The 20,502-nt window shown below is 60.2% G+C and carries 19 protein-coding genes; 3 read left to right on the forward strand and 16 right to left on the reverse strand.

The window, feature by feature from the left end; all coding sequences use genetic code 11:
- Window positions 1–160 precede the first annotated feature (160 nt).
- From J4E53_RS20180 to J4E53_RS20190, 3 genes are read right to left on the reverse strand one after another with little or no spacing between them, the layout of a single operon-like run.
- Complete coding sequence (locus tag J4E53_RS20180) at window positions 161–916, reverse strand: NAD-dependent deacylase (RefSeq protein ID WP_103309446.1); 756 nt, start codon at window positions 914–916, stop codon at window positions 161–163.
- A gap of 14 nt (window positions 917–930) precedes the next feature.
- A complete protein-coding gene (locus tag J4E53_RS20185; protein WP_060741778.1) occupies window positions 931–1,410 on the reverse strand; it encodes a hypothetical protein in 480 nt (159 codons plus the stop codon).
- Window positions 1,403–1,831, reverse strand: a complete 429-nt coding sequence (locus tag J4E53_RS20190; RefSeq protein ID WP_060741779.1) for a DUF1810 domain-containing protein — start codon at window positions 1,829–1,831, stop codon at window positions 1,403–1,405. Before J4E53_RS20190 ends, J4E53_RS20185 begins: the two co-directional genes overlap by 8 nt.
- Window positions 1,832–2,076: 245 nt before the next feature.
- Here J4E53_RS20190 and J4E53_RS20195 point away from each other — a divergent pair, with 245 nt between their 5' ends.
- Together J4E53_RS20195 and J4E53_RS20200 are read left to right on the forward strand one after the other, a co-directional pair.
- Entirely contained in the window at window positions 2,077–2,859 is a 783-nt protein-coding gene (locus J4E53_RS20195; RefSeq protein WP_103309448.1) for a hypothetical protein, read from the forward strand.
- Entirely contained in the window at window positions 2,846–3,511 is a 666-nt protein-coding gene (locus J4E53_RS20200; protein WP_103309449.1) for a response regulator transcription factor, read from the forward strand. The genes J4E53_RS20195 and J4E53_RS20200 overlap by 14 nt, the downstream gene beginning before the upstream one ends.
- Before the next feature lie 4 nt (window positions 3,512–3,515).
- On the opposite strand, the gene J4E53_RS20205 is transcribed toward J4E53_RS20200, so the two are convergent.
- From J4E53_RS20205 to J4E53_RS20245, 9 genes are all read right to left on the reverse strand, one after another.
- Window positions 3,516–5,168 carry a sensor domain-containing diguanylate cyclase gene (locus J4E53_RS20205; RefSeq protein ID WP_177431719.1) on the reverse strand — a complete coding sequence of 551 codons (1,653 nt, stop codon included), beginning with the start codon at window positions 5,166–5,168 and terminating at the stop codon, window positions 3,516–3,518.
- Window positions 5,169–5,317: 149 nt separating this feature from the next.
- Window positions 5,318–6,016: an outer membrane protein gene (locus J4E53_RS20210; RefSeq protein ID WP_060741782.1), complete on the reverse strand. Its 699-nt coding sequence runs from the start codon at window positions 6,014–6,016 to the stop codon at window positions 5,318–5,320.
- 56 nt (window positions 6,017–6,072) lie between these two features.
- Window positions 6,073–6,594 carry an SRPBCC family protein gene (locus tag J4E53_RS20215; protein ID WP_219734517.1) on the reverse strand — a complete coding sequence of 174 codons (522 nt, stop codon included), beginning with the start codon at window positions 6,592–6,594 and terminating at the stop codon, window positions 6,073–6,075.
- Between the two features lie 7 nt (window positions 6,595–6,601).
- Window positions 6,602–10,012, reverse strand: a complete 3,411-nt coding sequence (locus J4E53_RS20220) for a beta-ketoacyl synthase N-terminal-like domain-containing protein (protein WP_103309451.1) — start codon at window positions 10,010–10,012, stop codon at window positions 6,602–6,604.
- A gap of 74 nt (window positions 10,013–10,086) precedes the next feature.
- Window positions 10,087–11,178, reverse strand: coding sequence for an acyl carrier protein (locus tag J4E53_RS20225; protein ID WP_103309452.1), 1,092 nt, complete (start codon window positions 11,176–11,178; stop codon window positions 10,087–10,089).
- Between the two features lie 119 nt (window positions 11,179–11,297).
- A complete protein-coding gene (locus J4E53_RS20230) occupies window positions 11,298–13,061 on the reverse strand; it encodes an FAD-dependent monooxygenase (protein WP_103309454.1) in 1,764 nt (587 codons plus the stop codon).
- A gap of 3 nt (window positions 13,062–13,064) precedes the next feature.
- Window positions 13,065–13,676 carry an HAD-IB family hydrolase gene (locus J4E53_RS20235; RefSeq protein WP_103309456.1) on the reverse strand — a complete coding sequence of 204 codons (612 nt, stop codon included), beginning with the start codon at window positions 13,674–13,676 and terminating at the stop codon, window positions 13,065–13,067.
- Window positions 13,666–15,186: a class I adenylate-forming enzyme family protein gene (locus J4E53_RS20240; RefSeq protein WP_103309458.1), complete on the reverse strand. Its 1,521-nt coding sequence runs from the start codon at window positions 15,184–15,186 to the stop codon at window positions 13,666–13,668. The genes J4E53_RS20235 and J4E53_RS20240 overlap by 11 nt, the downstream gene beginning before the upstream one ends.
- A gap of 81 nt (window positions 15,187–15,267) precedes the next feature.
- Complete coding sequence (locus J4E53_RS20245) at window positions 15,268–16,281, reverse strand: SDR family oxidoreductase (RefSeq protein WP_060741788.1); 1,014 nt, start codon at window positions 16,279–16,281, stop codon at window positions 15,268–15,270.
- Window positions 16,282–16,795: 514 nt separating this feature from the next.
- Here J4E53_RS20245 and J4E53_RS20250 point away from each other — a divergent pair.
- Window positions 16,796–17,392 (forward strand): TetR/AcrR family transcriptional regulator, encoded by a 597-nt coding sequence (locus tag J4E53_RS20250; RefSeq protein ID WP_060741789.1) that lies wholly within the window; start codon window positions 16,796–16,798, stop codon window positions 17,390–17,392.
- Window positions 17,393–17,402: 10 nt separating this feature from the next.
- Here the strand turns inward: J4E53_RS20250 and hisM are convergent, their stop codons facing one another.
- From hisM to J4E53_RS20270, 4 genes are all read right to left on the reverse strand, one after another.
- Window positions 17,403–18,104: a histidine ABC transporter permease HisM gene (gene hisM / locus J4E53_RS20255; RefSeq protein ID WP_103309460.1), complete on the reverse strand. Its 702-nt coding sequence runs from the start codon at window positions 18,102–18,104 to the stop codon at window positions 17,403–17,405.
- A complete protein-coding gene (locus J4E53_RS20260) occupies window positions 18,101–18,790 on the reverse strand; it encodes an ABC transporter permease (protein ID WP_060741791.1) in 690 nt (229 codons plus the stop codon). The genes hisM and J4E53_RS20260 overlap by 4 nt, the downstream gene beginning before the upstream one ends.
- A 24-nt stretch (window positions 18,791–18,814) precedes the next feature.
- Window positions 18,815–19,585, reverse strand: a complete 771-nt coding sequence (locus tag J4E53_RS20265) for an ABC transporter substrate-binding protein (protein ID WP_103309462.1) — start codon at window positions 19,583–19,585, stop codon at window positions 18,815–18,817.
- 61 nt (window positions 19,586–19,646) lie between these two features.
- Entirely contained in the window at window positions 19,647–20,501 is an 855-nt protein-coding gene (locus tag J4E53_RS20270) for a PfkB family carbohydrate kinase (RefSeq protein WP_103309464.1), read from the reverse strand.
- Window position 20,502: the final 1 nt, after the last annotated feature.

A 20,502-nucleotide genomic window follows, 5' to 3' on the forward strand; every position in this document is an offset into this window, starting at 1 on the left:
TGCGCCCATCATCTGTTCACCGTTTTTGTGGCGAGGGAGCTTGCTCCCGCTGGGCTGCGCAGCGGCCCCTAACAACGCGACTGCGACAATTCATGATCGGCCTGGGCGACGACCTCCCGGTTCAGTTCAGCGGTGTCGGGCAAGCCTTGCAGGCCACCTCTCAGCCCAACGCCTCAACCAGCCTCGGCAACCAGTATGTCGCATCGCCCACCAGCGTTTTATCGGAAGCGGCCCCCATCGGTTTGATATTGATGTGCACCAGCCAGGCGCCATGCTCGGTTGCCAATGTTGGAATCCGTGCCGCCGGGTAGACCTCTCCAGAAGTGCCAATGGAGAGCATGACGTCGCAGTCGCGGGCCGCGCTGAAGGCCTGGTCCAGTTCCTGTTCCGGCATTTTCTCGCCGAACCAGACGACATTGGGGCGGATCTGGCCGTCGCAGTGTGGGCAACGCGGGGGGGCCAGGCTGTCGCAGTCTGGCCCGATGTCCACGGGCAACGCGCCCAGGTAGGGACGGTTGCACTGGAAGCAGCGGGCGCTGGCCAGATCACCGTGAAGATGAATCACCTCCTTGGACCCGGCGCGTTCGAGCAGGTCGTCGACGTTCTGCGTGATGACGGTCACGCGGGGCAAGCTCTGGGTCAGCCTGGCGACTGCTCGGTGCGCGTCATTGGGGGGCGCTTGGTTAACCAGCGTTCGGCGCCAGCTGTACCATGCCCATACCAGCGCAGGGTCTTTGGCGAAGGCGGCGGGGGTGGCCAGTTTCTTTGAGTCGTAACGCGCCCAGAGGCCGGTCGAGGGATCACGGAACGTGGAGATACCGCTTTGTGCGGAAATGCCGGCACCGGTAAAAATGGCAAGGTGCCTGGCCGCTCGCAGGCGTTTCACCGTTTCAGCGAAAATGGCTTCTGGATTCACTGTCACAACCCCCGTCAGACCTTAGAGCACTGCTCGCGCAGCCAGTCGAAGTTGCTCCAGTACTTTCGGTCGCCGCCGGGCTGGGCGCGTTTTGTCTCAATGAAAGGGGCAAGTATCTGGTGGCAGTGCTTGATGCTCGGCGCCCAGTTTTCGATGATGATGTGCTTGTTCTTGATCAAGTCGGCCCGCAATAACGCCGCGACGACGTCGTAGTTCGCACAGGTCAGCGAGGCATGCTGGACATGGGTTGCGTCCCATTGGTCATGATGCAGGGTCGACAGCGTGGCGCGAACCGCTTGCCGGGCATCGCGGGCCTGGCTGGCTTGCAGGAACTCGACAATCGAAATGATGCTCTGGGCCTCGGAAGCCTGTTGAGTCGCCTTCAGTTGTGCCGTCAGTATGACCACCTGGCGAACAACCAGGTACATCGACAGCAGGGCCACCAGGGCCACGGCCACCTGGACCACCAACGTCCATGTTTCGTAATTAGACATTTTTTCTCTCTTGCTCCTTAAGTAGTTCCAGTGTTCTTGAGTCGACATTCACCCCACCCTCCAGCGCCTGGGCATACACGCAATGCGCGCCCGCGGCCGCTGCGAACAGCGTCATGCAGGACGCGAATTTCATGGCGTCGAGTGTCCCCAGGAGTTTCTCTACCGCGACTTCCGAGTCCAGGACGGCGCGGGTTGCGCACTCCAGTCGTGGTCCCAGAAGCGGGTGATGCAAATAGTCGCGTGCTTCTTCCAGGTCGCGCAGGCCGTAGTAGGTGGCGTTCTCGCTGACACCCAGGCCGCGTAGTTGGGGAAAGATGAACCACATCCAGTGGCCTTCCTTGCGGCCGCGCCGTAGCTCGAGCAAAGCGTGGTCATAGGTTGACGCTTGCGCCTGGACAAAGCGCTCCAGTGATTCGGTCATACAAGCCTCTGATACGGTTTCAAGGCTGAAGAATGAAGCACGTCCAGGCTCGATCAAAAAAGATGGCTTTATGATGTCATGGTCTGGCGCGTATCGGTAGTCTCGATCATCACCCCCATCCAGAACGAGGGCAAAGCCTATAGCACACTTGCGCTATAGCGCCGCTCGGCACTCGACCCTAACCTATGAGCGCTATCGGGTTTTCGATCGGTCGCAACGAGCCTATTTGAACAAGGATCTGTTTTTTGAAAAGCACACCTGCCAGAAAGTCCAGCATCTGCCCGGCTTATCGCAAGCGCCTCGCAACGGCATTCGCCGTCTCGGCCCTTGTCGCCAGTGGCTGGGGTTCTTTGATCGCCGGTGCGTCGGCTGCCACTGCCAGTGAGACATCCTCGGCGGCTTGCACCAACGAGGCGGATTTCCAGGCCGGGACGGTGGTGGAGTATGAAAGTCGCGACAACCTGTCGCCAGCCACCAGTCGCGGTAAAACCGAGGCGCTCGGGCGCGAGGCGTTTGCCGGCGCCAATCCGGTGGCTTCGGTGCACACGTCGTTCCTGAACAATGCGCCGTTTTTCCTGACGACGACCTTCGCCGAGATCAAGGACGGTCGGCTGGTTCGTTACGGTGATCGTCATGGTGCCGGGGCATCGTTGGTGACCACCACCTACCAGCCTCCCGCTTCCACACCGATTGATCTGCAACCTGGGCAGACCGTCACCGTCAGCTACAAAAACAAAGCGGTGAGCGCTGGGGGAGCGGTCGAGTTCGATGTCGTCGAGAAGCTGACGTACAACGGGCGTGAAACGATCAAGACGGCCCTGGGGACGTTTGATACCTGCAAATTCACCAATGAAATCTCCACGGGCCCGGTTTCGGCCGGGCAACCGAAACAGGTTGTCGTTGTCCAGAACTGGTTTCCCGCGGACGGACCTTATCGTGGTCAGTCGATCCGATCCGTCACGCCTCCGTTCAATGGCGTTGCGCAGAGAATCAGTGAAGTCGTCAAGATGCAGTATGGGACGCGATGAGAGACGCGTCTCGGGTCGGAAGATTTGCCGGGTGATCGTGGCAGATGAGCATCCGCTGTTCCGAGAGGGGATGATGGTGTTGCTGGAACGCCTGATACCTGACGCAATGATCGAACAAGCAGGGAGCCTGGAGGAAGTACGGACGCTGGCAACGAACGGACAACCTCTCGATACGCTGATTCTTGAAATACGTCTTCCCGGCCTGGGCTCCATCAGCGAGCTCGCGCAGTTGCGCCAGGCACTCAAGCACACCGTGATGATTGTGGTTTCGACCCTGGATGACAGCGATGTCATTGGCCGTGTCATGGCCACCGGTGTGGACGGGTTTGTCGGCAAGAGCCTTTCTCCCGACCAGGTCGGCCAGGCCATCGCCGATATTCGCCGTGGCGAAGTGCTGGTCAGGTACGAGTCTTCGGGCCCGCTCCCATTGGGTTCCGACGATGATATGAGCAAGCTCACGTCACGGCAGCGAGAGGTCTGGCAATTGATTGCCGAAGGCAAGACCAACAAGGAAATCGCCTCAGCGCTTGAGATCTCTCCCTTCACCGTGCGCATTCATGTCTCTTCGTTGATCCGTGCGCTGAACGTTCCCAACAGGGCGGTGGCCGCTGCTCGTTTTGCCGGGCGCGAGGCGCTTCAGACCTTGCGCTAGCGCCTCAGACCTTTGCTCCGGTATGTCCGGCCTCGGTGAACGAGGTGTCATGGAATTTCGCCTGGGACTTGCCCGCACGCTTGGCCCGGTAGAGCGCTTCATCGGCCTGGGCCAGCGCATCGGTAAACTCGCCGCCGGTCCACAGCGTCCCGCCGATACTGCAGCCGATCGTGATCGACTCCCCGGCCAGCACGACCGGCTCGGCCAGTTTTGCGATGATGCGCTGGGCGGCACCCTGCATGCTGGACAAGGATTCTCCGGTACGCAGGCGCAGCAGCAATACGAATTCATCCCCGCCGTGGCGCACAGCGATGTCGCCATCGCGCACAGCGGCCAGGAGCCGGAGGCCGACCTCCTGGAGCAATGCGTCGCCAACGGCATGGCCGAAGCAATCGTTGATGGGCTTGAACCCGTCCAGATCCAGGCACAGCACGCCGAAGCCAGGCTGTACGTCGACCTCGCTGCGTACCGCCTCGATGTACTTTTCCAAGGCTGCCCGATTCGGCAGGCCGGTGACGACATCGCGGTAGGCGATACCCTCGACCACCGCCAACTGACCCCTTTTTCGGGTGAGGCTGTCAACGAGGTGCCGGATCGCGACACTCAGCGTTTCGACTTCGCGCGTGCCCTTGAGCAAGGGAATCCCCACATCGGCGCCTTCGGAAAGGCGCGCGGCAGCCTCGGCGATGACGTTCACCGGCCCGGTGAGAATACCTGCCATGATCCATCCGATGACCGCGAACAGGATGGACAGCAGGCCGCCCCAGAGGAGTATTTCATTGCGCATCTCACGTGCAGCCGCAAAGGCGATCTCGGCGGGCTGGCGGGTCACCACGGTCCATCCCAGGCCGGGATAGTCGTCGACGCCGACACTTTGCGCCGCACCTGCCAGATAGAGCTTACCGTCCGGCCAGCGCTCCACCGACCAGCTTTGTCCGCGCCCGTCGAGCGTGACACCGGCGGGCTTGCCGATCATGTCCTTGGGGCCCAGCAAGACGGTGCCGTCCTTGCTGATGACCAGGAACTCCAGGCCAGGCAGGCGCTCCTGCAGGGGGGCAAAAAGCGATCGGCCGACTTCCGCAGCCCATTCCCAGGAAAGATGCGTCGCGAGCACCCCCGTGAGATTTCCGGCGACGTCCTTGATTGGCATGCTGATATCGACGAATTTCATCGCTTCCCCGGAAGGATTCGGCAGCAACTTGGCCAGCAGGACGGCTTCGTGGACATCGCCAATGAACGTCTTTTCCCGCGCATTGGCAAAGACCGGTCGTTGCGAGATGTCGGCGCCTGCGAGCACCCCGTTGGTCGAAGCGACCACTTTGCCGTGGGCGTCGGTGAGGCCGATCCAGGAATAGTTCGGGAATTGCTGGCTAAGGTGGTCGAGCAGGGCGCGTGCTTCGCCGGGGTTCGCCGTGTTGCGCAGGGTTTCCAGCTTGCTCAGGACCGTGAGCGCTTTTGAACGGTTGCTCATGTCGCGATCGAGGCGATCGATCATCGAGTAGGCATATTCGCTCAGTTGCAGCCCGGTTTGCTCCTTGAGCCGCGAAATGGAGGACTCGCCGATAACGGTGCCGAAGATGCAACTGAGCAGCAGCACCACCAGCGCCACGACGATGGCGAAGCGTGCCCGTAAGCTTTGGAAGAGAGGGATGTACATGTCGGACCGCCACGGGGATGGAAATTGGAAAGCCTGTATTCCATGGCGTTCTTGGCATGCATCCTCTCAAAATTTTCCAGTTTGGGGTACTGGCGCGGTCACCGACCGGACGCCCTGCGAATGAGGCAAGGCGCCGCTCCGTCTACCGCTTACAACCAGTATCGCAAACCCAGCATCAGGGACTGGGCGTTGTACTCCGTTTTCACATCGCCCTGGGGCAGGCCCTGGATGTTGCCGAAGTGCGCTTCACCGGTCTTGAAGTAGCGATAATCCAGGGACATGGACCAATGCTCGCTGAGCTCGTAGGCGACCCCGGTGCCGAGTTGCCAGGCCGAGACGGTGTCGCGATGGGTGTCGCCGAACTCGACGCCGCCGGCTTCCAGGCCGGTGATGGTCAGCACGGCGTAGCCCAGGCCACCGCCGACGTAAGGGGTGAACCGGCTCAAGGGGGCTGGCAGGTTCGTGACGTCATACCAGAGGTTGGCCATGAGGCTGGTGGCTTGCTCTTCGCCTTTGCCGTCGATGCTGCCGCCACCTTCGTAGACCCGGTGATTGAACTGAGTCAGGGTGTTGCGGCGGTAGCTCAGTTCCACTTCAGGCCTCAGCCCGACCGGGAATCGCCAGCCCAGTGCCAGGCCGGTGGCGAAGCCGGAATGCAACGGTTGGTTGAATTCCATCTCGACGAAGTCAAGGTCGTTCTGGTTAAGGTCCTGCTCAGCGACCCAGTTCACGCCGCCCATGCCACTGACATAGGGGCCGAGTGTGTCGGCGAAACTCGACGCCGGGGCGGTACCACCCAGGCCAATGATGCCCATGACAAGATACCGGGTGTTTTTCTGTAGGTTCATGCTAGATCCGAAATGTTGCTGTTATCGATAAGTAGGCGAAGCGTGTCCGAAGACGTTCATACGAGGTGTAAGGGCGTCGCGGTTTTCCCGTGCACCGATGTGTCGATGGCTCGTTGTTCAGCCAGCCTGCACAGGTTGTCCAGTGCGGTGGTCATCGCCTTGGCCAGCGCTTTGCGCAGCAGCCCGCGGTACAGGAAGCTCAACGGGCCCGAAATCTTCGCGCTATGGATGACATGGGTTTCATCGGCAGAGAGCCTGCGCATCCCATGGTCGAATTCGAGCTCGATCCAGAGCAGCCGGGCGCTGTTGCGATAACTTTCGTGCGGACTCACGGCCTCCAGTTTCAGAGGCATTTCCAAGCCATTCTTGAGGACACATCTACCGCGGGTTCCAGCCTGGAACGGACCGTCGAGCTGACATTGGCGGACGTCGGTATCCCAGAGCGGCGCTTCGGGAAAATTGCTCCAGAGCTTCCAGATTTCAGAAGGGGGCGATTTGACTATGACTTGCACGTTGACATCGTTCACGGCGACACCTTGGTTGTGGGGGGCACGGTCATGCCGGGTGGGCAGATCCATTCCATGCTCAGGCTGCCGGTGCCGATTGACTCAGCACCTGGGCGGTAATGCTGGCTTGACCGATTTTTTCGCCCCGGTTGAACAGGTCGATATAGATGCGGTTGGTCTTGAAGGCCTGGAGCGACGCATCGAAACCGGCTTGCGGCGCCAATGACAGCGGGCTGTTCCTGGGGATGGGCCGGTCCAGGGTGAAACTCAAGGCCAGCAGGTTCATCGGGGTATTGAGCGGGATCCGCAGGTGACTGTGGGCGATCTGCATGTAGCACTGGCGAGCCACTTCGAGGAAATACACCATCGAATAGTGCTGGGGATCGCCGGCCTGGAAGAAGTGTTCCGGCGGCAGTTTCACGGTGTCCACGCTCAGGCCCTGGGCGATGCCGCTCATGTCACTGACGATGACGTTTTCCGCCCTGGCCTTGTGCAACAGGGCCTTGTCGCGGCAGGGCGTGGCGCTGAATTCGCCAGCCGGCGAGGTCTCGAATGCCGAGCTGTAGGCCATGACGAGGACGCAGGTGCACATCACTTTTCCGGCCTGCATGACCTTCGCGTTGAACACCAGGGGGTCTTCGCCTTGTTCGACGTGCAGGTCGACCGTGTCCTGCTTCTGTACGTAGTGCTGGAACCTGATCGTCAGGGTCTTGATGTAGGCGACCCTTCCGCTCAGAGGCGGCATGGCCAGTTCGAGCAGTTGCAGCACGCCCTCCAGCAGCAAGATGCCCGGGATGTGATCCAGGGGATGATCGAAGAAGTACGGGTGCGCTTCATTCACCACGAGTTGGGCATGCAGCGACTGAGGGCTGCGCTGGGCGTTGGTGATCACGCTATGTTCCGCACTGCGCTGCCAGTGCGTCGGGCGCTGGGCGGTATCGCCCCGGTGCAGGGCGAACAGGCTTTCCATGGCGCGCACCCGTACCCGCAGCCCGGAGAGCAGGGTGCTGGTGAGCATGTCGCTGAGCTGCTGCACGTCGACGCCATCGTTCTGCGGCTCGCGGACCAGGCTGACAGGCGTGATGACTTGCTGCAGTTCCTGGGATGACGAATGGGCAAAGCGCAACATGAACGGATGCTTGATGGGCGAGCTGACCTCGGCAGTGGTCGGGTTCCACTGGCGAAGCTGCTCGGTAAACAGCCACATCACCGCCTTGCCGGCTTCGCGCACTTCGATCACGGTATGGGGCGCGCCCCGCAACATCACCGCCAGCAGGGTTTCGATGCCACTGGCTTCAGCGAGGAAACCGGTGATTTCCTGCAGCGATCCGCTGGCAGGCGTCGCAACCGGCTGCAACTCGCAAACTTCAACGTGCAAAGAGTGGCCGGGCGCTTTGCCCAACAACCGGCAAGCCTCTTCCAGCGAGCCCGCCGCATGGGCGAGGACCGCGGCGCGGATCACCAGCAGCGGGTTGTCAGTGGCCTGGGGTTGATAGCGACGCAGCGCGATCAAACCCAATCCTTCACCTTGCTGGGTCGCGTTGCACCGAGCGCGCTCGACCTCGATTTCACCGCTGAAAAAACGCCCGGCGCCGAGCAGGAGCGTGGTGATTCCGTTGTCGAACCATTGCGGCGAGGCCAGCAAGGTTTGCCAGAACAGGCCTGCCGTGCCGACCAGGGTCTGATGGAAACCCTTGAAGTCGAAAATCTGCGCCGGGTAGCCGGACAGCATGTTTGGCAACATGGTTGCCACGTCGGTCACCTCGACGCCCGGCGCCGCACCTTGTGCCCGGGAATAGAAGTTGTGGGCGCTGCTATAGGCGTTGCTGAAGCGCTCGCCGCCCATGTTGCAGCACATGACCATCGCGGTGCCGGGCGAACCGGCCACGCCCTGCAAGCGCCGCAGCAAGTGATTGACGCGATCGGTGATCAACAGCTTGAACGGATCGACATGAGCCAGCGGCTTGGGGCCCATGCCGAAGCCGTCGATATCGATGACGTGGTCCTGGGCGAGGAATTTTCCCAGCAAAGGCTGACCGGGAGCCGGGGTGTAATCGACGAAGCGCCCATAAGGAAACACGACGGAGGGTGCGGCGGGTTGGTCGAGCTGCTGCTGGAATGCTTGCAACGAGCGGTGGCTGCCCAGCGCGGCTTCAGCCTCGACAATGGCAAGGTCCAGCATCAGCACGCCGGAGGTGGTTGCGGGATCTGTGGCAGGGTGGTCGCCGGGCAGGTATTCGTCCACCACCAGGTGTGCGTTGGCGCCGCCAAAACCAAAGCTGGAGATGCCAATCCGGAGCGCCGACGGACGCGCTTGCAGAGGCTGCACCTGCTGGGTGGCGAGTCGCAGGCAGGTGTCGTCGACCTTGGTGCTGGGGCGGTAGCCGGGCTGCGGTGGAATGCCTTTGTGGCGCAGTATCATCAAGGCCTTGGCGAGCGACGCGCCGCCGGCAGCGGCCAGGGGATGGCCGATGACCGACTTGATCGAACCGATGGTGATTTTCCGGTCGTCCGGGCGATGGGGGGCGAAGAAGTTGTTCAACGAGGCCAACTCCGTCGCATCCCCCAGCGGTGTGCCGGTGCCGTGGGTCTCGATGTAGTCCACGTCCCTTGGGTCGAGGCCGCGATAGGCACGTTGGTAAGCCGAGTACTGGGCCTGTTTGCCGGGGGCGAACACCGAGCCCTCGGCACCGTCGGCGGACATGCCCAAGGCGCGCAAGACACCCAGGGGATGGCGCTGCGCCGTCAGGGCCTGGGCGACGGGTTCGACCAGAAACGCGACCGCACATTCGCCCGGCACGATGCCGTCGGCGTCCTGGCCGAAAGCTTCCATCCGCGCCCGTGCGGAAAATGCCGTCAACTGCGAGAACCCGAGGAACAGCGCCGGAGGCAGCACGGTGTTGAGGGCCATGACAATCGCGTTGTCCGCCTGGCCACTGTTGACCAGCGCCTGGGCCATGTCCAGGGCGTAAGGGAACGAACTGCAGGCCGTGTCCACCGATAACGCCGGGCCGCCCAAGGCAAAGGCTGCGGCCAGTGCCGCCACTTGTTCACCCGGTGTAAAACCCGGCGGCGCAGCGGTTTTTCCGGACATGCCGGTGACGAAATAACTCTCGTCGCTCCAAGACGTCGCGACTACCAGCGCCGTGCGTTCCCCGCCCAGTGGCGAGCCTTGTGCGGCGAGTTGGGTCAACAGCGTCTGAAGCACCTTCTTGCCGATGGCGACCTGCCGTCCTTCGTGCCGTGACGGGATCGAGGCGTCGTCGGTCAGGCAAAAAGCGCTGTCCAGGTACGTGCGATCCTTCTCGCCGGCCTTGGTTGAATAGATTGATGCCTTGTCCACTTCCCAGCGTGTCGGCATCGATTCCATCGGTGCGACCTGCCCTTGGGCGAGCAACTGCCAGAGCGCCTCCGTTGACGGTGCCCCCGGAAACTCGCCCGCCATCGCGCTGAAGCAAAAATCGCCCGCTGTCGTTACTGCGCCACTCATACCCTGTCTCCTGATCGCCAAAATGCTGGGTGACCTGTTCGGTCACCCGGATTCCATTCCTGTTGCTGCTGGGCTCAGCTCAGCCTGGCCAGCAGCGACAAGGCATCCTGGGGCGTGCGACGGGACATCAGCGCTTCACCGGCAAATTCGCTGGCCGAGCACCGCTGCGCCATGGATTGGCAGAGCGTCTCCCGGGCAAAACCGTTGAGCCCCAGTTGTGCGAAGGGCGTCTGGATATCGATCGCCTGCGCTGCGTCCGGGATCAACGGCGACAGGGCGTTGAGCAGCAGGTTTTCCTCCTGTCCTTGAGTGGCTGTCGCGGCAGTTGCAAGCACGTCGCCAGGCGTCGCTTGTGGCTGTGGATCGGCCAGGGCCGCTTGAATCAGGGCGATGGTTGCCTGCGGGAACCTGGCATTGGCCAGCTCGGAACTGTGAGCCTTGAGCTGCGGCCACAGGGCGACTACCGACTCGAGGAAATCCAGCTGCACCAGCGAATCCAGGCCCAGGTTTTCATAGCTTTGTGTCGGGTCGATCTGCTCGACCGTAAAGCCGGTGATCGCCGCCAGTTGATCGAGTACCCAGCCCTGGACATCCACCGCCGGTGCCTGTGGATCGGCTTCGAGCCGTGCCAGCAAGGCAGTCGGGGTCGGGGCATCGAAGAGCTGCGAGGTGAGTGCTTTCTTTTCCGGGAAGTGCTGGGCCAGGGATTCGAAAATATCCACCAGCCCCAGCGAGTCGATCCCCAGGCTTTCGAAACTTTGATCGAAGTCGATCTGTTGCGCCTGGAACCCGGTCACCGTGCCGATTTCGCTGCGCAACCATTGCCCGTAGCTGAGTGCGGTGGCCTGTTCGACGGTTTCGGCGGCGGGCACCGGAGCCAGTATTGTCGGGTTCGAGTGAACAGGCTCCAGCACCGCAACATTCTGGCTGACGGGGGTGGCGATCCCATGGGCATAAACACCCTCGAGAACTTGTTGATGAGCATTGAAATAGTGGGCCGTGACGGATTCGGCCTGTTCCAACACCCGCAGCAATATCGCTTCCTTGGCGATATTGGATTCGCACAATGATTCAATGATCTTTTCGGACAGAGAGAAATAGCTGTGGGCTATTCTTCCGTTGGACACGATGAATTCCTGCACCACATCGTTAAGTTGCATGCGCATAAGGTTCTCCTAACCAAAGTCGGTGGATATTTCTATACAGAAGAAAGATCAGAAATCGCGGCCCAGGACTGGGCCGTGTTTATATCAATGAGGCAAACTGGCAGTAGCCATGGAGCGACTTAAAGTTGGAGTTCCATTGCGTCGATCTCGCGAGTCAGTGTTTTTCTGGCACCCTTGAGCAACCCGGACCTTACGTTCAGATACGTCACCAGCGTCATTGCATCGGCGCCCTGGAAAGCGATGTAGCCGTCAGGACGAATCAGCATCAACGTGCCTTCCTTGGCGTGGTAGCGCTTGTGCAATCGCCAATCGGGGTCCAGCAGCGTCGAGTGCCAGGCCGGTAGCCCGGCGCTGCTCAGGGCGTCGATCACGCAATAGGCCTTGATGCCCGGGTAGTCCTTTTCCACCGACTCGGCCAAGGCGTAATAGCCCGGCAATAACGGCGAAAACTGATCGGCCGCGCTGAAGATCAACAACGTGAACGTGCCATGAAACAGGTCGATCAAGCGTTTCGTGGGCAGCCCTTGCAGTTGCCACAACTCGACATCCGGCGCCAGTTGCCCGGCGCGGGGCGCGGCGGTCTGGAACTCGGGTTTTTTGCCTTTTTTATTCCAGTTTTTGCGCTGCTTCTTCGTCAGCGATTCTTGGATGTAGTCACTCTTGTCATAGTGGTACTGATGACCGGAAATCATTGACGGCAACCTGCGCTGGACCTTTTTCCGGTTGCTCAACAGCGGCAGGACATGGTCGCGCAGCCAGACCAGGGCGCGCCGCCGAACGGTAATCAGCCGTGTCAGGCGGTGTGCGGTGTTCTCGACTTCCAGGGCAACCGGATAACGCTCTTCGTTGTAGCTGTCGAGCAAGGACGGGTCCGCCAGGCCTTGGTCGACATAAGCGATTTTCCAGGCCAGGTTATAGGCCTCGGAAACCCCCAGGTTCATCCACTGGCCACCGATGGGGCTGCCGATGTGCGCCGAGTCCCCCAGCAGGAACACCGAGCCTTGCTGCATCGTTTGCACGCGGCGATGCTGGAACGAGGCGATGGTGGTCGATGAGATATTGGACAGCGTCATCTTTTGCCCGCGTCCTTCGCACAGGCGCTGAAAGTTCTCCAGGCTCAAGGATGGGCGCTCGCCTTCGGGGGGCAGGTTATAGGGCATTTCGATGAACAGCCGATAACGGGACTGGGCGCTGATCGGTGCGACGGCCACATAACCGTCCTGCGCACCCAGGAAGAACGCGCCCTCATCCTGGCTGCCGGACCATTGGATATCGGCATCGGCCAGCATGAAGAAGCGGTCGTAGGACGAACCTTCGAAGGTCATGTCCAGGCGTTTTCTGATGTTGCTGCGAGCCCCGTCACAGGCGGCCACCCAGCGACTGGTGAAGGTTTCGTCGGTGCCGTCGGCATGCTTGAGCGTCATGCGTACCGACCCCGGCAGGTTTTCGATGTCCACCAGTTCGGTGTTCCACTCCACCTCGGCGCCCAGTTCCTTCAGCCGCTCCAGGAGAATCTTCTCGGTTTGCGGCTGTGGCAGGCTCAAGAGCAGGGGATAGGTCGCGTCCAGGTAGGAGAAGTTGTAGTTCAGCACCCGCCTGGCGTTCGACTGCACGGAGAATTGGTTGATCGTGAAGCCGTCGTGGATGGCTTGCTCGGCAACGCCCAGGTCTCTGAAGATTTCCAGGGTCCGGGAGTGGATCGCCATGGCCTTGGTCGCCGTCGAGGGTCCGGCGTTCTTTTCAATGATGCGAAACGCCACACCCCATTTTTTCAGCATGATTGCCAGGGACAGGCCAATGGGGCCGGCGCCGACGATCATGACGGCCGGGGCGCTGCCAGGGCGCTTGAAATGCTGGGGGGCCAGCGTGCTCAAAGTGTTCATCGATCAGTACCAGTTTCTGTAGAAGGGAGAGTTGGCAATGCCGAGCAGGGCATCGTCGCCGGATGAGTCGCCGTAGGCATAAATGTAAAAATCATCAAGGTTGCTCAGGCAGCCTTTGAGCCGCGTGACTTTCTCTCGCTCTACACAGTTGGTACCGGCTATCCCGCCAGTCAGTTTGTTCTTCGCCGTGGCCAGGCGGGTGCCGCACACATAGTCGAACCCCGCGACCCGGCCCCAGGGAATCAGGTAGTTTTCCGGCGAGTTGCTGACCAGGGCGGTAACGTGCCCCATGGATTGATGCCATTGCAGCCGCCGCAACGCCTCGGGCCTGAGCCAGCGCGGGAGCTGTTCGCTGATGAAGTACTTGGCGTGCTCGCGTTCTTGTTCCACCGACAACCCGCCCAGGTAACAGGCGATGAAAGCCAGGCGCGCTTGCATCAGCGGTGTGATGCCCAGGATCACGCTGAGCATCTTGGGCAGCAGGGGAATGATCCTGAGCCAGAACGAACGGGTACCCACGATAAAACGCATGTAGCGCCAGAACGTGTGGCGGTCGGTCAATGTGCCGTCGAAGTCGAAAACGGCCAGTACCGGTTGGGTGCTGTTAGCGTGCATGTGCCTCTTCCTTGAGCGAGATGATCTCGATGGTCTTGGGCAGCTTGAAGCCCGACAGGTAGCGCGAAAGCAGGGTGGAAAGCGCGTTCTGGGTCAGCTCGCCGGTCCCTTCGACGCACAGGTGCAGCACGTTGACTTCCTTGTGGTCCGGGACGATATAGGCCCTGGCCCGCACCACATCGGGGTGCTTGAGGGCGATGGATTCGATTTCCACCAGGTCGACCATCTGCGCCTTGATCTTCGAGATCCGCAGGCGTTGGCAAAAGAAAAACACATGCCCAGCGTCGTCCCGCCAGACCAGGTCACCGCTGTGGAACCAGCCCTCGCGGAAGAACCGGGCATTGCTGTCCTCGGCATCGTTGTAGCCGTCGATCACCATCGCGCCGCGGATCAGCAATTCACCGATGCGTCCGGGTGCCACGTCCTGGCCCTCGGCATCGACGACGCGCAGTTCCACGCCGGTGATCGGCTGGCCCATGGCGCCGCGATGGACCTCGCCGATCGAGCTCTGGACAATGACTGGCATGCTTTCGGTCAGGCCATAGCCTTGCAGCACCGGGTTGCAACCCAGCAGCTTGCCCAGTTTCTCGGCTTCATCGGCCGGCAGGTGGCTGCCGCCGGAATAAATCATCAGTTGCGGGTGCAGTGGCAACGGCGTGCCTTTGCGTTTGGCCAGGCGCGTATTGAAGTAGCGGATGACATCGGGCACCAGGCAGGCGAAGGTGACCTGGTGCTCGGACAAGACTTCGGCCAGGTCGCGATTGAGCAGGGTGTTGGTCATGAGCAGGGTGGCGCCCACGCTCAAAGGGAACACCATCATCACCGACAGGCCGAAAATGGCATACAGCGGTAGCGTCACCAGGTGCACCGAGCCGACGCCCTGCAGGTGAAAGTGCTCGTGCAGGCCATCGCTCGATTGCGTCAGGTCGAGGTAGCGGTGAGAGACAGCCAGGGGCCTGCCGATACCACGGTAGGTGAACTGCACCGAGACGATCGGATTGCCGTCGGGCAACGACAAGGGTTCGAGCTGTCGAGGAAGTTCAGAGGCGGCCGTTGCATGGGCGGGCAGGGGCGATGACGGTTCGCTCCCACCGTCCAGCACCAGGGAATGCCTGACGCCGTTGTCCGGCTGGAATACCTCGCTGTGTTGTCCCCACAACGGTTCGGTCGTGACCACCAGCGTCGGCCTGGCGAGGCTGACGACACTGTTCATTTCGAAGGGAGTCAACTTGTAGTTGAGGATGACCGGGATGGCACCCCGCCCGATAATCGCCAGGTAGTAAGCGATGAACGCCACCCCGTTGGGCAGCACCAGCGCTACTTTATCGCCTGGCAATACACCGAGTGCCGTCAGGGTACCGTTGCAGGCTTCGGCCTTGATGCGCAGCTCGCGGTAAGTGACGGTCTCTTCTTCCGTGTCCAGGTGCCGGATAGCAACTTGCTCGGGGAACGATTCCGAAAAACCGACAAAACGATGCAGAAAACCTTCTTTATATGAAAGGCTTTTCATTTACCAACCTCTTTCAATCCTTGGATATAGGGCGCGTCAAAATAAGTACTACTGAGGCAGGCTTTATATGAAGTGTTTCAATCAAGCATCTGTGTAGTTGTTATTCCGATACCAGTCCAGGGTATCGGTCAGGGTTTCAGCGACAGGGCGGAACTGGCATTCCAACTCCCTTGAACTTTTGTTGTGGCTGAAATGGGTACGGCCTTGTTCTTGCGCCATGAGCTTGACCGTGGAAGTACTGATGAGTACCGGTTTCTTGGTAATCCGGTAATAACCTTCATAGATCAGCGCGATGATTCGCAGCATGAACAAGGGCACTTTTCGTTCCGGGGCTTTCACGCCACTGACGCTGGACAGCGCCTGGAAAATGCTTTTCATGTCCATGTGATTGCCGGCGGCGAGGTAACGCTCTCCGGACCTGCCGCGGGTGATGGCCGCGATTTGATGTTCGGCCACATCCCGGGCATCGACGACGGAAAAGCTTCCGGGAAGTACGCCGGGCAATTTCTGTCCGACAAAGTCGAGCAGGAACTGGCCCGAGGAGGTCGGGCCGATATCCCCCGGGCCGAACATCCACCCTGGCAAGACCATGGCAATGAACATGTCCGGGTGCTGCGACAGGAATTGCTGGACCTTTTGTTCGGACAATATTTTGCTCAAGTAGTAATCGTCAGCCTCCTGTTCACTGCGAGACATGGTTTCATCGATCACTTGATCTTTATTGCCCTTCAACACGGCGATGGAAGAGGTGTGCACAGCACGACGGATGCCGGCGGCATAGGCGGCTTGCAACAATCGCTCGGTGCCGGTCACATTCGTGTCATAGAGTTTTTGCCAGTGTTTCCCGCCTTTGTAACTGTCGCGGAAATAGGCCGCGGTATGAAACAAGGCATCGCACCCTTGCAGGGCATGGCTGAAGGCATCGACATTGAGCATGTCGCCTTCGACCCATTCCACGGGCAGGCTGGCGAACTGTTTCTTGGCTTTCTCTGCGGAACGAACCAGTGCTTTTACTTTGATGTTTCGTTTTAACAGTGCACGAACGATATTGTTCCCGAGCAGGCCCGTAGCGCCTGTAACGAAGGCATATTCCATTAAAATACCGCTCCTGTGAGATGACCTGCCATTGCATCGAGACCCGTGTCACGGACGCGATGCCTGGATCAGGCGTTGGGCTCCACCAACGGCGCAATTAAAAACCATTCGGTATCTGAGAATCAAGTGGTATTTAGTCGTAATGGCAAATCAGTGGCTCTGAACCGGGCCTTACGCAGATTTTTTTACGCTGTGGTGTGCCGTGGGACGGTGGGAAAAAATGCCGTTTTGAGGTGGGTAGGAGGCACTCCATCCAGCTCGTCAGGCAAAGACCACAACGGTTTTGACTTGCCTGGGTCCAGGCAAGAAAGTGACTGGGTAGTCATCTTGCGTTCGCCCCAAGATTGTCCCGGTTACATGGCACATACATGGCACGGGATGGAAGTTAAAATGTAAATGATTGAACGAGGTGCGTATAAGATATGATGGCGAAGATGGATTCCATACAGTGAGTAGCCGCTGCGTCGCATTTAGTTACATGTACATAATTTGACTGGCCAAAGGAGCCGAGGGCGTGATTAAAAAGAGACTAGGTCGAGAAGAGAGCCAGCAAGTAACAAGAGATAAATTATTCGACACCGCCACTGAGCTGATGATCAGCAAAGGCTTTCATGCCGCCAGCGTCAACGTTATCGCCGAGGCGGCGGGCTTTTCCAAAGGAGCCTTCTTTTCCAATTTCGCCAGTAAATCGGATTTGCTCCTGCAACTGACTCAACGCTTCAAGCGAGTTGAAATCGATCGCTTGAGCGCGACCCTGGCGTCGGGCTATTCGGCGGAGCAGTTGAGCCATGGCTTGAATGCCTATATCGACACCCTGAAGAACAATACCCGCTGTGCGATCCTCGATGCCGAGTTGCAACTGATCGCCCTGCGGGATGAAGAGTTCTCACAGCATTACTACGACTTGCATGAGGAAAACAGCGAAGCCCTGGGCAAGTTGATTACCATCATATTCAACCATGCTGGCAAGAAACCGCCGCTGGACTATGCCGCGCTTGCGAAGACCTTCACGGCCCTGTCCGAAGGCTTGATATTGCAAGGGCATAAAGATCCGGCGATTGAAATAAAGCTGGTGCTCAATTCGCTCATCCAGACCGCGGAGCCTCTATAGGTCTTCATCGTTATCGCTGATAAGCCAGCAATCGGCGTTCAGCCAATCGGAATACACCCACCAGTGCGCACGCCAGCAACATGTAGAGCAGCGCGGCAATGCCATAGGCCTGGAACGTCTTGAAGGTGGCAGCGTTGACATCTGCCGCGATTTTAAGGATGTCAGGAACGGTCGCGGTAAAGGCGATGGCCGTGGCGTGCAGGACAAAGATCACTTCGTTGCTGTAGGCCGGGAGTGCTCGGCGCAGCATGCTCGGTATCAGCACCAGGAGGAATAGCTGGGTGCGGGTCATGCCCAGGGCGAGGGCGGCTTCGATCTCGCCGCGTGGGGTGGTGCGCAGTACGCCGGCGAGAATCTCGACGGTGTAGGCACAGGTGTTCAAGGCCAGGGCCAGGATCACGCAATGCATGCCATCGCGAAAGAACCACCACAGGCTCGGCGATTCCCTGATGACGCTCAGGCTGGCCAGGCCGCTGTAGATGATCAGCAGTTGCACGAACAACGGTGTGCCGCGCAACACCAGGGTATAAAGCTGGACAGGCAGTGCCAGCCAACGATTGCCATAGGTGCGAACCAGCGCCAGGGGGATCGCCGCGCACAAGCCGATGACGGCGGACGTGACCAATAACCATAGCGTGACGACCAGGCCGCTCCAGCGGTAACCGTCGGACCAGAGGAAGTTCGGTCCGAATTCCTTCAGAATCTCGATCATGACACGCTCCGCGGCGGTTCAACGCTGTAGCGCCGTTCCAGGTGTTTGAGCACCAGGCTTGAAAGAATTGCGAAAGCCAGGAAGATCGCCGCAATCACCAGGTAGAAGAACATCTGCCTCGAGGTCGCATTGCCCGCCTGTTTGGCCACTTGGACCATGTCGTTGAGGCCCAGCAGCGAGATCAGGCCCGCGCTTTTCAGGAGCACTTGCCAGATATTGCCGATGCCGGGCAATGCAAACCGCATCATCTGTGGCAGCCGGATACGCCGCAGCACCTGCCAATGGCTCATGCCATAGGCCCGGGCCGCTTCCAGTTGGCCGAACGCTATCGCCTGGAAGGCACCACGAAAGGTTTCGGCGCAATAGGCACCGTAAATGAAGCCCAAGGTGCCGATCGCCGTACCGTAAGGGTTCAACTGGAGCGATTCACGGCCAAACGCTTCTGCCACTTGGTTGAGTCCGATCTGCGCGCTGTAGTAGATCAATAGCATCAGCACCAGGTCCGGCACACTGCGCACCAGCGTGGTGTAGAGCGTCGCGACCAGCCGCAGCGGTGCCAGTGGCGAGAGTTTCGCCAAGGCCCCGAGCAGGCCAAGCACGAGGGCGACGCAGGCGGCCCACGTGGCCACTTGGACGGTCAGCCACGCACCCTGGAAAATGAGATAGCCGTACCCTTCGAGAAACATGCTTTCAGGCTCCGCGCGGTTGGTTCATTTCGGTGAGATATCGAAGTCGAAGTACTTACTGGCGATGCGTTCGTAGGTGCCATTGCGGTGGAGCCGTTCGAGTGCCTGATTGATTTCCCCGGCCAGGGCGGTATCGCTTTTACGCAATCCGATGCCGGTACCCGGGCCGAAGATCTCCGGTGACTTGACCACCTCGCCGGCATAGCCGAAGCCTTTGCCTGCGGGCTTTTTCAACAGGCCTTCGGAGACGGCGATGGCATCGTCGAACGCCGCATCCAGCCGACCGTTGATCAAGTCCGAATAGGTCAAGTCACTGCTTTGATAGGGCACCACTTCCACGCCCTTCAGGCCCCACATCCGCTTGGCATAGACTTCGAACACACTGCCTTGCTGCACGCCGATGCGTTTGCCGCGCAGGGATTCGGCCGTTGGTTGCAACGGGCTGCCTTCAGGGGCTACCAGGCGTGCCGGGGTGTCATAGAGGGTGTTGGAAAAGGCAATTTCGGCTTTGCGTGCTTCAGTGATCGAGAGGGCAGAGAGGATCCCGTCGAACTTCCTGCCCTTGAGGGCCGAGACCATGCCGTCGAAGGCGTTTTCGACCCAGACGCAACGGCGTTGCAATTCGCTGCACAAGCTTTCGCCCAGCTCGATATCGAAACCTGTCAGGGAGCCGTCCGGGCGCTTGGACTCAAAGGGCGGGTAGGTGGGATCGACCCCGAAACGCAGTTCTTCATTGGTCCCCCAGGACATCAGCGGGCTGGCCACGAGCATCAAACCGATCAGATATTTTTTCATCGACAGGGTATCCACGACAGGTTGGTAGAGCCGTCCCGGGAGTGGCCCGGGGCAGTACGCATCAGCCTTGAATGTTCAAGGCGTGTTTCAGTTGTTGAACGCGTTGGCTGTCCACGGTCCGCCCATGGCCAAAGCCACCGGCCCACCCGCACACCTGGCCGGCATGATCGACGCCGCGCGCAAGGCACTCGGCAAGGGTGCGCCGGGCTTGCCACGCCAGCAGGAACGCGGCGATAAAGCCGTCGCCGGCGCCCATGCTGTCGACGAACGCGCAGGCGCGCGCGGCTTGCTCATGCACGCCCTGTGCGTCGACTGCGAGGGCGCCCTGGGCACCGCGAGTGATGACCACCGCCGCCGGCCCCTTGGCCCGCATCGCGTTCGCCAGTTCAATGGCTTGCGCCGACGAGAGATCGGCCGCCGAGAAAAAAGCGACGTCCACGTGCTGGATCAGGGCCTGCCAGTCGAACTCGACCCAGTTGTCCGAGAAGTCGAAGGACAGGCAACCACTGGCCTGGCGAACCTGGGCCAATTGATCTTCCAGGCCGCTGTAGAGGCTGCTGTGTGCCAACGGGAATGTGCCGATATAGGCCAGGTCGTCGGCATCGAGGCGCAGTTGGCGGCACACGCCAGGATCGCTGCCGAGGAACACCCGCTCGCCCTCGACGTTGTCGACGCACGCCCAGCCATTGGCACCCGATAACGTCCGGCAGCGTGAAGCATCGACCGCTTCCTGTTGCAGGCAATCGAGCAGGTACTGGCCGTGCCGGTCATCACCAACGCAGCCCAGGTAGGCACTGCGAGCACCCAGCCGGGCGGCGAATACCGCGACATTGAGTGCATTGCCGCCGGGGTATTCGATGGTCTGGTCCAGGTAGACGTCCAGGGTGTTGTCACCGACCGCGATCAGGCTGGCCATG

This window comes from Pseudomonas sp. FW305-28, from assembly GCF_017351395.1.
Classification (GTDB): Bacteria; Pseudomonadota; Gammaproteobacteria; order Pseudomonadales; family Pseudomonadaceae; genus Aquipseudomonas; species Aquipseudomonas fluorescens_AA.